This is a genomic window from Coraliomargarita parva (assembly GCF_027257905.1).
In the GTDB taxonomy this organism is placed as follows: Bacteria; Verrucomicrobiota; Verrucomicrobiia; order Opitutales; family Coraliomargaritaceae; genus Coraliomargarita_A; species Coraliomargarita_A parva.
In genome coordinates, this window is record NZ_JAPZEI010000019.1 from 1 (window position 1) to 11,775 (window position 11,775).

Below are 11,775 nucleotides of genomic sequence, written 5' to 3' on the forward strand. Positions count from 1 at the left end.
TACAAAAATAATACTAACAACTGTCACCAAGCTCTGACGAAGTGTTACCTATGTCTTGAACCTAAACTGTTACCCATGTCCTGACCCCTCCGTGAAAAAATTAAACTCCAGGTTTCAGGTCTCCGCCTTCAGCCCTCTAGGGCCCTCAGTCCTCGTAGCCTTTGGGATGGGACTGATGCCAGCGCCAGGCGGTCGCAATAATGTCCTTCACGTCCTTGTACTTGATCTCCCAGCCCAGCTCCTGCTGGGCCTTGCTGGAATCGGCAAACAAGGCGGGCGGGTCACCGGCACGGCGCTCGTCTTCAACCACGGGCACCTTCAGGCCGGTCACTGCCTCGACCGCGTTGATGATTTCACGCACCGAATTCGGCGTACCGGTTCCGAGGTTGTAGAAATAGCCGGCACCGGGTTCCGCCAGCTTGTCGAAAACGGCGATGTGGGCGCGGGAAAGGTCGTCGACATGGACGTAGTCCCGCAGGCAGGTGCCGTCCGGGGTGTCGTAGTCGGTCCCGAAAATCTTGATGTTCTCGCGCTTTCCGGTAGCGGCATCAATCACGAGCGGAATCAGGTGGGTTTCCGGGTTGTGGTCTTCCCCGATGGTGCCGTCCTCGGCCGCACCGGCGGCATTGAAGTAACGGAAAGCAGCGAAGCTGAGGCCATAGGCATGGGCGAAGGCCTTGAGGCAGTTCTCCACATCCAGCTTGGTCTGACCGTAGGGATTGATCGGGCTCTGGCGGAGCGTCTCTACGATGGGCAGGCTTTCCGGCTCGCCGTAGGTCGCACAGGTGGAGGAGAAGACGAATTTCTTCACCCCGTTGTCGATCATGGTCTCAAGCAGGCGCAGGGTCGCGACAAAATTGTTCTCGTAGTATTTACGAGGCTCGGTCACCGACTCGCCCACATAGGCAAAGGCGGCAAAGTGCATGACCAGTTCGATCTGCTCCTCCTTCAGGATCTTGCCGACGACTTCGGGATCCCCGAGGTCGCAATCGTAAAACGGCACGTCCTCAGCCACCGCGGAACGATGACCGAACACCAAATTGTCCAGAACAACCGGCTCGTGTCCGGCAGCTTGCAACTGGCGAACGCAGTGACTTCCAATATAACCTGCACCTCCGACTACTAGTACTTTCATGATTCTGCCTGAAATAAAGCGGGAATAGAAGCTGTCGAAGTAAAAATTGATCTATTTCCAAGGAAAGGGATGATTCGGTTGCAGCCGGACAAGATTTTTACTGTATTGACAGATGGGCCTTCAAAGTTGGTAACAATGTCCGTTTCACCATGCAGCTACCGCGCATCGTCATAACAGGCCTAGGCCTGACCGCCCCCAATGGGAACACGCTTGAGGAATACCGCGAAAACCTCCTCAAAGGGGTACCTCGTATCCAGACCATCGACATGCGATACATGGGCCCGGTACCGGCCGGAGTCTGTGACTTCGACACCCGCAAGTACCAATCCCGCAAGGAACTCCGCGTCGGCACCCGTGCCGGCAGCATCGCCATTTACTGCGCCCACGAGGCCCTTGAGGACAGCGGCTTTGATTTTGCCAATTTCGACAAGAGCCGTATCGGCGTCTATGTCGGCACCACCGAGCACGGCAATGTGGAGACGGAAAACGAGGTCTATAACATTTCGAAGTTCGACTACGACACCCGCTATTGGACCCACCACCACAATCCGCGGACCGTGGCCAACAACCCTGCGGGCGAGATCACCATCAACCTCGGGATAACCGGGCCCCATTACACCATCGGTGCCGCCTGCGCCGCGGGCAATGCCGGCCTGATCCAAGCCGTGCAAATGCTCCGCCTCGGCGAAGTGGACATGGCATTGGCCGGCGGGGTTAGTGAAAGCATCCAGACTTTCGGCATCTTTGCCGGCTTCAAGAGCCAGGGAGCCCTGGCCAAGCATGACGACCCGAACTTGGCGAGCCGCCCCTTCGACAAGGGCCGCAACGGCATCGTCGTATCCGAAGGCGGCTGCATCTATGTGCTTGAGCGCCTTGAGGACGCACAGGCACGCGGCGCCAACATCATCGCCGAAATCATCGGCTACCGGATCAATTCCGACGCGTCCGACTACGTGCTGCCCAATCCCGAACGCCAGGCCGAATGCATGCGCGCGGCCCTGCAAAGCGCGGGGATCGAGCCGGGCGATGTCGATATCGTCAACACCCACGCCACTTCCACGCCTCAGGGCGACATCCAGGAATGCAAGGCGATTGCTGAAGTCTTCGGCGACTGCCCCACGACTTATATCAACAACACCAAGAGTTTCATCGGCCATGCCATGGGTGCGGCCGGCGCTCTGGAACTGGCTGGCAACATCCCGTCCTTCCAAGACAATACGATTCACCCCACCATTAATGTCGATGACCTCGATCCCGAATGCGCCTTGCCGAATCTCGTCATCAACGAGCCACGTAAGGTTGACGCGGTCAAAGTTATCCTCAACAACTCCTTCGGAATGCTGGGCATCAACTCTGCTTTGATCCTTCGAAAGTTCGAAGGCTAGGCCCCCTTCCCTTATTCCCATTCTCCATTTATTACCGACATGACAGAAGACGACGTAAAACAAATCGTAATCGATATCATCAATGAAATCGCTCCGGACGAAGACACCACGGACCTGAAGGCCGAGGTAAGCCTCCGCGAGCAGATGGATCTCGATTCCATGGACTTCCTCGACATCGTGATGGAATTGCGCAAGCAGCACGGCATCGAAGTGCCGGAAGAAGACTACCCGAAACTGGCATCCCTGGCTAGTTGCGCGGAATACCTCACGCCCAAGTTCAACGAAAAGTAGGAGAGGCCGGACGCCTCTACCGCTCCCTGACAAGCGCGACTTATGTCCGCATCCCTCGACGGCCGGCACTTTGAAGTCGTCATTATCGGTGCCGGTATGGCTGGCTTGGCGGCCGGCATCCGCCTCGCTCTCGCAGGCAAGAACTGCATCATCCTCGAACGGCACAATGCCTCCGGAGGCCTCAACTCCTTCTACAGCATCGACGGCCGCAAGTATGATGTCGGCCTGCATGCGATGACAAATTACGTGCCCAAGGGAACGAAGGGCACGCCGCTGGCCAAGTTGCTGCGCCAATTGCGGATCCCCTACGACGACTTCGACCTCTGCCCACAGCTGGGCTCGCGTATCGCCTTTCCCGACTGCGAGCTCGCCTTCAACAATGACTTCGAGCTCTTCGAGTCCGAGGTCGCGCGCGCCTTTCCCGCCCAGATCGACGGCTTCCGCGCGCTCGTGCAGGAGGTGAAGGAGCTGGACGCCTTTGACTTGGGTGCCCTGCCCAGCTCGGCCCGCACTGCGGTACAGCGCCACATCACCGACCCCTTGCTGGAGGATATGATCTTCTGCCCGGTCATGTATTATGGCAGTGCCCAGGAGGAGGACATGGACTACGGCCAGTTCGCCATCATGTTCCGCTCCCTCTTCTTCGAGGGCTTTGCCCGCCCCTTCGACGGGGTCCGCGTCATCATCCGCCTCCTGCAGAACAAGTACCGCGAGCTCGGCGGGCTGCGCAAGATGAAGTGCGGCATCCGCCGCATCCACAGCGACGGCGCGCGGGCCACCGCCCTCACCCTCGACGACGGCGCCACCCTTACCGCCGATAAGATCATTTCCACCGCCGGCGCGGTCGAGACCCTGCGCCTCTGCGAGGACCAGGCCCCGGACGCCGGAGCCGACAACATCGGCCGCTTGAGCTTCACCGAAACCATCACCGTACTGGACCGCCAGCCGGCGGATTTCGGCTGGAATGACACCATCATCTTCTTCAACACCCGCGAACCGCGCTTCCGTTATGCCCGGGTCGAAGATGACTTGGTCGATCCGGGCAGTGGTGTGATCTGCTTTCCCAATAATTACCGGTATGGCGAGGGACGGCAGCTCGACGAAGGCTTTCTCCGCATCACGGCCATGGCCAACCACGATGCCTGGTGCCGACTGGAGGAAGCGGACTACCTCGCCCGCAAGGAGGAATGGTACGCCAAACTGCAGGCGGTCGCGCTTTCCATCCTGCCCCAAAGCCAGCTGGACCTGGACGCACACCGGATCGCGAAGGACATGTTCACCCCCCGCACAGTACGCAAGTACACGGGCCACCTGAACGGCGCCATTTACGGAGCACCCAATAAGATCAAGGACGGACGCACCCAGCTGGACAACCTTTACCTCGCCGGAACCGACCAGGGCTTCCTTGGAATCGTGGGTGCGATGCTCAGCGGGATCTCAATGGCCAACCTGCACGTGCTACAGGGTTAAGATATTTTATTCTTTCGGTTTGCTACGGCATTCCGTCTGCTCAGTGTTACCGTGCCGTTGAAAAGTTACTTCAAGATCCCATTGATCTATTTCGTCGTCGGCGCGACTTGGATTCTAATTTCAGATCGCGTTGTGGCAACCATCGCGCCCTCCATGCAGGACGTCATCGTATTTCAGACCATCAAGGGCTGGGCTTACATCCTCATCACCACCTTGCTTCTCTGGATCATGGTCAAACGCCACCATGACCGGATGATTGCAGCATCACTCGAACGGCAGGCCCTCTACTACAAGGCCATCGAAGGCAGTCACCACATCCTGCTCAATTACTTGAACAAAATGCAGCTCGTCACCATCGAGGCGGAAAACTCCAAGGACTTCGACAAGAGCGTCCTCAACATCGGTCAAACCGTGACCGATGAAGCGGCTTCCGCCATCAAGGCCCTCGGCGACCTGCCCGAGCCAACCATGGAAGCCGTCCATAAGCTCGCCTACCGGGATCTCGAAATCCAGCGCCGTAGCAAGCAGAGCTAGTGGGGGCTCAGCCCGGAGGCCAGGCCATCGGACGCCCACCCAGCACATGCACGTGCATGTGCGGCACGGTTTCGCCACCGTCCTTGCCGTTGTTGATCACGATCCGGTACCCGCCCTCAAGCTTCAGGGAGTCCGCCACCGTCGCGGCCGTCAGCAGGAGATGCCCCAGGATAGTCTGGTCGGCCTCCGTCGCTTCCGCCACCCGGGGAATCACTTTTTTCGGAATCACAAGGAAATGCGTCGGCGCCTTCGGGTCGATATCATGGATGACGATACAGTGCTCGTCCTCATGCTGAATCTCGGCTGGAATCTCACGTGCAATGATACGCTCGAATAAAGTGCTCATGCCTCCGATCAAACCAGCTCCGCGAAGACTTGCAACCGCGAAGCACGACTAGCTGACATCCTCGCTGAACCGGAACCAGTTGCTCCACCGCACTTTCCCCTGCGAGAGCAACTCCGGGATGGTCAGGAAGTCAAACTGCGCGCCCAACTCCCCCAAGACCGTATCCAATGCCTCAAAGAGCGGCCGGCGGTCCACCTGCAGTTCGGCTGGCGGCTGCAAGCCTTCCGCCACCAGGATTGCATCATGCAGGAGCACGATCGCGCCGGGCTTGATCGCCGACCTTAAGGACTCGGCCAGCTCCTCGACCGGCTGTTTTCGCCAATCGGCGACATGCTCGCTCCAAGTCACGACGGTTTGCCCCAGCCAACCGGCACGCAAACGCGAGCCCACCGACTGGTGCCCGTAGGGCGGCCGGAAGTACGGATGCCCGAGCGCGCCGATCGCCTCCGCGCATTTGCGGATCTCCTCGGCCTGCCCCGCAGCCTTCAGCATGGGCAGCGAACGATGGCTCCATCCGTGGTTGCACAGCGCATGCCCCTCCGCCACCGCACGCTCCAATATTTCCGGATACTTGCGGGCCGACTCCCCGACCACAAAGAAACTGGCAACCACACCATGCTTCTTCAACAGATCCAGCAGGAAAGGCGTGGAGTCCGGATGCGGACCGTCATCGAAAGTCAACGCGACCTTCGGCCCATTCACCGCGACCGAAGCGACGCTGCCCATCAACGGAGAAAGCCCCAATGGATAGGCCAAGGCTTTCGACAGTTTCCACCCGAGCGCTCCCGTCATAACGCAAAGAAGCCCATCATAAGACTGCCGAAGAGTCGGCCGATTTTCCAGCCGACCCGATAAGTCCACAGATAAAAATCACCCCGGTCCCGAACCTGCGCCACCCGGAGGATCAAAAGCGGCCAGTGTAACAAGGGCCGGAAAATCGGCGGATCCCCCAGAGTCGCACGATGCTTCTTCAGCAAAGCCACACTCCAGTACCCCCAGACACGGGCCTGACGAAAGACCGCCCCCAGACACTGCCGCACCCGGATGTAAACCATTGCCTCCGGACAGTGCTTCAATTCATGGCCCGCCAATTGCGCCCGGATACAAAAATCGACATCTTCATGGATCGGGATCAACTGATCAAAACCACCCAACTCCAAAAAGAGCGAACGATGCACGCCCATGTTGCCGGCGCCTACATGGGACAGCCCACCCGAGTAATGCACATCGCATACAGTATGCGAATCCAGGTCTTCGGGGTGGTCCCGCAGCACCGGGTGCCAATCCGCATTCAACCGGCGAAAATCACGCCCCCCGCCCACCAAGCAGCCGGCCTGCAACGCTGCGACCATCGAGGCCACCCATTGCACGCTGACAACATCATCCGCATCACAGAACAGGACATACTCTGACTTGGCGGCTTCGACACCGACATTGCGCGCATAGCCGGCTCCTTTCAAACGGGTCGCGCGAACCACCCGCAGGGAGGCAAAACGATCGGCATACGAGGCTGCGATTTCTGCCGAATTATCCGTGCTGGCATTATCCACCAGGACGACTTCAAAGACACCGCTAAAAGTCTGGCAGGCGAGTGCTTCCAACTGCTCCGCAAGAGTCGTAGCGGCATTGTAGCACGGAATGACCACCGAGGCCTCTATCGCCAATGGCGTCGCCTGATCTCTAGGATTCATAAATCAGCGCTTTTAGGTAACCAAACCTATCAGAATACGAGGCAATGGCGAGTCATTATAGGAGGCCCCAACCCGCTCGACTATGAAAAACAGATGATATACCCGATCTCTCATCTTTTCTAACCTAGGCCAAACACCCTAACCAATGATAAAATGGTCGAAAGCGACATTGCCCTCATCCACCCAAACCACTGAATTGTCAAGCAGTGCTAACGAATTATGCCCATTCTCTACAGGAAATAGATGACCCCGCTTTGATTGGATCCTGAAGGGAGCGTGCCTGCGTGCCACGGCGATTGAGAACAATCGCCCTCCCGTAGATCGGAGTACGAACTCAACGGAGCGAGGGCGTCCCGCCCTAGGCAGGCTTGGACTCCACTCAGTAGCGCTGCATCTCCGGATCCACCTCGCACGCCCAGGCGTGAATTCCGCCCCGCAGGTTGATCGTGTTGGTCATGCCACGCGCCTCCAGATAATGGATCACGTTCTGGCTGCGCATCCCGTGGTGGCAAAACACCACCAGTGTCGGCTCCTTAGGCAGCTGTTCCAAGCGCTCGGGAATCTCTCCCATGGGGACGTGCAACGCGCCCTCGATCGCGCAGATCGCCACTTCATCGTGCTCTCGCACATCCAGAAAGACGATCGACTCGCCGGACTCTTTCAAATTCGCGGCTTCTGCGGCACTGATTTCCTTGTTCATCGCCTAAGTTTCATGATGATATCCCGCCATATGTCAAAAACCCCTTCCATTATTGTACCGGCACGTCTGGCCTCGACCCGATTTCCGAAGAAGCTCCTGCACGAGGTGCGGGGCAAACCGGTCATCATTTGGACCGCCGAACGGATCCGCGAGGTGGCACCGGAATTTCCCCTCTATTTCGCGGTGGATGATGGCGAGCTCTACAACTGCCTCAGCGGGGCCGGCTTCAATGCGGTGCGCACCCGAGCAGACCACCCCAGCGGGACCGACCGTCTGGCCGAGGCCAACGCCGAAGTCGGGGCCGACGCCGTGATCAATGTTCAGGGCGACGAGCCGCTCGTCACCGGCGAGCAGATCCGTTCCCTCGCCGAAGGGCTGAAGGGCGATGCCGCCATGTCGACCCTCGCCATCCCCTTTGAGCATCCGAAAGACTTCGCCAATCCCAACCAGGTCAAAGTCGTGAGGGACCGCGACGGCTATGCGCTCTACTTCTCGCGTGCTCCGATCCCCTACTCCCGCGACACCCGGGGCACCGTGGAAACACCCTGGCTGGCGGAGAACCCCTGCTACCGCCATCTCGGACTCTACGCTTACAAGGCAGACTTCCTCAAAGCCTTTTCCTCCCTCGAGCCCGGATTCCTCGAGCAGATCGAACGCCTCGAACAACTCCGCGCCATGGAGCACGGCTACCGTATCCACGTCGGCATCACCGACCAACCGACCGTCGGCATCGACACGCCGGAAGACATTGAGGCCTTCGAAGCGCGCCTGCCAGCTTGACAAAGGGCCCCGCCCGCAACCGTATTTCAGCATGCAAACCGAAAAGCCAGTCCTCGAAGTCGATCCGCTCAGCCTGCCCGATGTCCGCGGCCACTTCGGCCCCTATGGTGGCATGTATGTGCCCGAGACCTTGATGACGCCGCTCTTCGAACTGACGGAAGCCTATCACGAGGCCCGCAAGGACCCGGCATTCCAGAAGGAACTCGACTTTCATCTGCGCGAATTCGCCGGCCGTCCAACCAATCTGTATTTCGCGGAGCGCCTTACCGAGCACTGCGGCGGAGCCAAGATCTATCTCAAGCGGGAAGACCTGCTCCACACCGGCGCCCACAAGATAAACAATGCCCTCGGCCAGGCCCTGGTTGCCAAACGCATGGGCAAGAAACGAATCATCGCCGAAACCGGAGCCGGGCAGCACGGCATCGCCACCGCCGCCATGTGTGCGAAGATGGGCTTTGAGTGCGTCATTTACATGGGTGAGGAAGACATGCGCCGCCAGGCCCTCAACGTCTATCGCATGCGCCTCTGCGGCGCCGAGGTGCGCGGCGTCTCCGCCGGTCAGAAAACCCTGAAGGAAGCGGTCAACGAAGCCATGCGCGACTGGGTGACCAATGTACGCGACACCCACTACATCATCGGCTCCGCCCTCGGGGCACACCCCTTCCCCATGATGGTGCGCGACTTCCAGCGCGTCATCGGCGAGGAAGCCCGACGCCAGATCCTCGAGAAGGAAGGCCGCCTCCCGGATGAGGTCGCCGCCTGCGTCGGAGGCGGCTCCAACGCCATCGGCGTCTTCTTTGCCTTCCTCCAGGACGAAGCCGTCCGCCTCACCGGTGTCGAAGCCGGCGGCCGCGAAATCACCCGCGGCGAGCACGCCGCCCGTTTTGCCGGCGGCCGCCTCGGCGTCCTGCAAGGCGCCAAGACCTGGATCCTGCAGGATGACGATGGACAGATCGATTTGACCCATTCCGTCTCGGCTGGCCTGGACTATGCCGCCGTCGGTCCCGAACATGCCTACTACAAGGATGCCGGACGCATCGATTTCGGTTACGCCACCGATGCCGAAGCACTCGACGCCTTCAAGGCCATGTGCTCGATCGAAGGCATCGTCCCCGCCCTGGAATCCTCCCACGGCGTCGCCTACACCATGAAGCGCGCCCGCGAGATGGCTCCGGACCAGATCATCATCGGCAACCTCAGCGGCCGTGGCGACAAGGACGTCCAGGAAGTGGCCCGCGTACTGGGCGAACAATAATCCGACCCCCTATCACATGCTCCTCGTCATCGATAATTTTGATTCCTTCACCTACAATCTGGTCCAGTACTTCGGCCAGTTGGGGGTGGAGCAAAAGGTCTTCCGGAACAATGAAATCACCCCGGAAGAGGCGCTGGCCCTCAACCCGGACCGCGTCATGATCTCTCCCGGCCCCTGCTCGCCCACCGAAGCCGGGGTCAGCCTCGAGATGATCGGCGCCTTTGCCGGCAAGAAGCCGATCCTCGGCGTCTGCCTCGGCCACCAAAGCATCGGACAGTATTTCGGCGGCAAGGTCGTGCGCGCCGACCGCCTCATGCACGGCAAAACCTCCCCCGTGAAGCACCGGAACACCGACCTCTTCGAAGGCCTCCCCAATCCCTTCCGGGCCACTCGCTACCACTCGCTCCTCGTCGAGCGCAGCAGCCTGCCCGACTGCCTCGAAATCACCGCCGAGACCGACGAAGGTGAAATCATGGGCCTCGCCCACAAGGAACTCCCCGTCTGGGGCGTCCAGTTCCACCCCGAGTCCATCGCCACCGAAGACGGCATGCGCATCCTCCAGAACTTCCTCAAGCTCTAGCAGGCCAGCGGCCGATGGCCGCGAGCGTTGTTCGTTGCTTGTTGGACGTTGTCTGGATACACGGCAAAGACTCCCTGTAGCGAAAGCGCGAAAGCGATTTCCACAGAGATCTAACGACCTCTCGAAGGACATCTCGTCCAACGAACAACTCAGGTCTCAGGTTTCAGCCGTCAGCCTTCCACAGCCCCCAACCACTAAATATAGTGATTGATTCCCAAAACGTATATATCTAGTGTTTCTCTTTTTCGGAAAGCTGCACGCCAGCCAACCACCAGTAACCCGGACATTAGACCGATGCGTTGCCCCAAATGCACATCACTCGAAACCAAGGTGCTCGATACCCGTACCGGGAAAAACGAGACCTCGATCCGCCGTCGGCGCGAATGCCTCGACTGCGGGTACCGGTTCACGACGATCGAAGAAGTCTTACGCTCTGATCTTCAAGTAGTTAAGCGAGACGGCAGGCGGGAGGACTTCGACCGGAACAAGATGCTCGGCGGCCTGAGAAAAGCGGTGGAAAAGCGCCCCATCGACGTCATGCAGATCGAGATGCTGGTGGCGGATGTCCTGGCCTCGCTGGAGAAGGAATTCGACCACGAGATACCGGCTAAAGCCATCGGCGAGCAGATCATGCTGCGGCTCAAGAAATTGGACCAGATCGCCTACGTCCGCTACGCCTCGGTCTATAAGGATTTCCGCGACCTGGCCGAATTGGCCCAGGAAATCAACGAGCTAAAGGAAGCTTCGGAGCATGGCCAAGCCTGATCCGATCGACCAACTCAACGCTCTCAACGAACTCCTCGCCCAACTCGGGCAAAAAGACCCGGAGTTCGCGGAGCATGCCAAGCGGGCCCTCCTCTTCTACCGGCAGGAGCAAACCGGGGGCCCGGACTCCGAGTCCCTGCAGCGCTATGTGGAACGACTGGCCAACCTCTACCTCGGTGAAGCCGGCGAGCGCGAACTGGCACTCGAACACTGGCATGTCCCGGCGATGGAGGATTTCAGCCCGCTCTGGATACGGCAGGCGATTGTCAGCCGCATGAAGGCCCTAGCCGGCCAACGCCAGGCCCTCCTGCTCGTCACCGGCTTGCACGAAGCCGTCTGCCCCCCCGGCCGCCGATGGACCGCCAACCGGACCGAGGAATACCGCCGCGTCCGCAACTGGATCGACGAACTCGCCTGCGCCTGGGCCAGCAAAGGCGCCCAACTCCAAGTTATCGTCCTCTAAGCTTCAGGTTTCAGGTTTCAGCCCTCATCCTTCCTCAAAGCCCCCCGTATCTCGAATCTCAAAACAACCAGTTCCCCTCCTTGGCTAAGGAGGGGTGGATGACGCGCCAGCGGCCCGCCCTGAGCTTGTCGAAGCGGCAGACGGGGTGGTTCGTCGCCAGTCAACCCCTCCGTCTGCGACAAGCGCAGACACCTCCCCTGCAAGCAGAGGAGGAACTTCAGCGGATCTCGAACAATGTTCAACTCCTGAGGCCTCAGGGGTACAGGTTCAGGACATAGGTACCAAAAAAGGTTCAGGACATGGGTAACACTTTCGGCCAGAAAGGGTGATGCCATGGAGAGAAACCAAAATGATAGAAGAACGCATGAATTTTGCCTTAA

14 protein-coding genes are annotated in these 11,775 nt (G+C 59.3%); 9 read left to right on the forward strand and 5 right to left on the reverse strand.

Annotated features, from left to right (window positions below; all coding sequences use genetic code 11):
- Positions 1–145 precede the first annotated feature (145 nt).
- A complete protein-coding gene (gene galE / locus O2597_RS18365; protein ID WP_269527207.1) occupies positions 146–1,135 on the reverse strand; it encodes a UDP-glucose 4-epimerase GalE in 990 nt (329 codons plus the stop codon).
- A gap of 149 nt (positions 1,136–1,284) precedes the next feature.
- Between galE and O2597_RS18370 the strand changes: the two genes are divergently transcribed.
- The 4 genes from O2597_RS18370 to O2597_RS18385 are packed head-to-tail and all read left to right on the forward strand — an operon-like array spanning position 1,285 to position 4,815.
- On the forward strand, positions 1,285–2,520 hold the full coding sequence (locus O2597_RS18370; RefSeq protein ID WP_269527209.1) for a beta-ketoacyl-[acyl-carrier-protein] synthase family protein: 1,236 nt from the start codon (positions 1,285–1,287) through the stop codon (positions 2,518–2,520).
- 39 nt (positions 2,521–2,559) lie between these two features.
- Complete coding sequence (locus O2597_RS18375; protein ID WP_269527211.1) at positions 2,560–2,811, forward strand: acyl carrier protein; 252 nt, start codon at positions 2,560–2,562, stop codon at positions 2,809–2,811.
- 42 nt (positions 2,812–2,853) lie between these two features.
- Positions 2,854–4,281 carry a phytoene desaturase family protein gene (locus O2597_RS18380; protein WP_269527213.1) on the forward strand — a complete coding sequence of 476 codons (1,428 nt, stop codon included), beginning with the start codon at positions 2,854–2,856 and terminating at the stop codon, positions 4,279–4,281.
- Positions 4,282–4,332: 51 nt separating this feature from the next.
- A complete protein-coding gene (locus O2597_RS18385) occupies positions 4,333–4,815 on the forward strand; it encodes a hypothetical protein (RefSeq protein ID WP_269527215.1) in 483 nt (160 codons plus the stop codon).
- 7 nt (positions 4,816–4,822) lie between these two features.
- On the opposite strand, the gene O2597_RS18390 is transcribed toward O2597_RS18385, so the two are convergent.
- The 4 genes from O2597_RS18390 to O2597_RS18405 all read right to left on the reverse strand — a co-directional run bounded on the left by O2597_RS18390 (position 4,823) and on the right by O2597_RS18405 (position 7,552).
- Entirely contained in the window at positions 4,823–5,161 is a 339-nt protein-coding gene (locus tag O2597_RS18390; protein ID WP_269527217.1) for a histidine triad nucleotide-binding protein, read from the reverse strand.
- Between the two features lie 48 nt (positions 5,162–5,209).
- Positions 5,210–5,953 (reverse strand): polysaccharide deacetylase family protein, encoded by a 744-nt coding sequence (locus O2597_RS18395; RefSeq protein ID WP_269527219.1) that lies wholly within the window; start codon positions 5,951–5,953, stop codon positions 5,210–5,212.
- Positions 5,950–6,852, reverse strand: a complete 903-nt coding sequence (locus tag O2597_RS18400) for a glycosyltransferase family 2 protein (RefSeq protein WP_269527221.1) — start codon at positions 6,850–6,852, stop codon at positions 5,950–5,952. The genes O2597_RS18395 and O2597_RS18400 overlap by 4 nt, the downstream gene beginning before the upstream one ends.
- A 379-nt stretch (positions 6,853–7,231) precedes the next feature.
- Positions 7,232–7,552 (reverse strand): rhodanese-like domain-containing protein, encoded by a 321-nt coding sequence (locus tag O2597_RS18405; RefSeq protein ID WP_269527222.1) that lies wholly within the window; start codon positions 7,550–7,552, stop codon positions 7,232–7,234.
- Between the two features lie 30 nt (positions 7,553–7,582).
- Between O2597_RS18405 and kdsB the strand changes: the two genes are divergently transcribed.
- From kdsB to O2597_RS18430, 5 genes are all read left to right on the forward strand, one after another.
- Positions 7,583–8,332 (forward strand): 3-deoxy-manno-octulosonate cytidylyltransferase, encoded by a 750-nt coding sequence (gene kdsB / locus O2597_RS18410; protein WP_269527223.1) that lies wholly within the window; start codon positions 7,583–7,585, stop codon positions 8,330–8,332.
- A gap of 31 nt (positions 8,333–8,363) precedes the next feature.
- Positions 8,364–9,587 (forward strand): tryptophan synthase subunit beta, encoded by a 1,224-nt coding sequence (gene trpB / locus O2597_RS18415; RefSeq protein WP_269527225.1) that lies wholly within the window; start codon positions 8,364–8,366, stop codon positions 9,585–9,587.
- Positions 9,588–9,603: 16 nt separating this feature from the next.
- Entirely contained in the window at positions 9,604–10,167 is a 564-nt protein-coding gene (locus O2597_RS18420) for an anthranilate synthase component II (RefSeq protein WP_269527227.1), read from the forward strand.
- Between the two features lie 294 nt (positions 10,168–10,461).
- Complete coding sequence (gene nrdR / locus O2597_RS18425) at positions 10,462–10,932, forward strand: transcriptional regulator NrdR (RefSeq protein ID WP_269527228.1); 471 nt, start codon at positions 10,462–10,464, stop codon at positions 10,930–10,932.
- Positions 10,919–11,395: a hypothetical protein gene (locus tag O2597_RS18430; RefSeq protein WP_269527229.1), complete on the forward strand. Its 477-nt coding sequence runs from the start codon at positions 10,919–10,921 to the stop codon at positions 11,393–11,395. Before nrdR ends, O2597_RS18430 begins: the two co-directional genes overlap by 14 nt.
- Positions 11,396–11,775 lie beyond the last annotated feature (380 nt).

Bases quoted from the DNA above. Each gene is read 5' to 3' on its own strand.
- O2597_RS18375 (WP_269527211.1), top strand. From the start codon at position 2,560: ATGACAGAAGACGACGTAAAACAAATCGTAATCGATATCATCAATGAA.
- O2597_RS18420 (WP_269527227.1), top strand. From the start codon at position 9,604: ATGCTCCTCGTCATCGATAATTTTGATTCCTTCACCTACAATCTGGTC.
- trpB (WP_269527225.1), top strand. From the start codon at position 8,364: ATGCAAACCGAAAAGCCAGTCCTCGAAGTCGATCCGCTCAGCCTGCCC.
- O2597_RS18370 (WP_269527209.1), top strand. From the start codon at position 1,285: ATGCAGCTACCGCGCATCGTCATAACAGGCCTAGGCCTGACCGCCCCC.
- O2597_RS18395 (WP_269527219.1), bottom strand. From the start codon at position 5,953: ATGACGGGAGCGCTCGGGTGGAAACTGTCGAAAGCCTTGGCCTATCCA.
- O2597_RS18405 (WP_269527222.1), bottom strand. From the start codon at position 7,552: ATGAACAAGGAAATCAGTGCCGCAGAAGCCGCGAATTTGAAAGAGTCC.
- O2597_RS18400 (WP_269527221.1), bottom strand. From the start codon at position 6,852: ATGAATCCTAGAGATCAGGCGACGCCATTGGCGATAGAGGCCTCGGTG.
- O2597_RS18380 (WP_269527213.1), top strand. From the start codon at position 2,854: ATGTCCGCATCCCTCGACGGCCGGCACTTTGAAGTCGTCATTATCGGT.
- galE (WP_269527207.1), bottom strand. From the start codon at position 1,135: ATGAAAGTACTAGTAGTCGGAGGTGCAGGTTATATTGGAAGTCACTGC.
- nrdR (WP_269527228.1), top strand. From the start codon at position 10,462: ATGCGTTGCCCCAAATGCACATCACTCGAAACCAAGGTGCTCGATACC.
- O2597_RS18390 (WP_269527217.1), bottom strand. From the start codon at position 5,161: ATGAGCACTTTATTCGAGCGTATCATTGCACGTGAGATTCCAGCCGAG.
- kdsB (WP_269527223.1), top strand. From the start codon at position 7,583: ATGTCAAAAACCCCTTCCATTATTGTACCGGCACGTCTGGCCTCGACC.
- O2597_RS18430 (WP_269527229.1), top strand. From the start codon at position 10,919: ATGGCCAAGCCTGATCCGATCGACCAACTCAACGCTCTCAACGAACTC.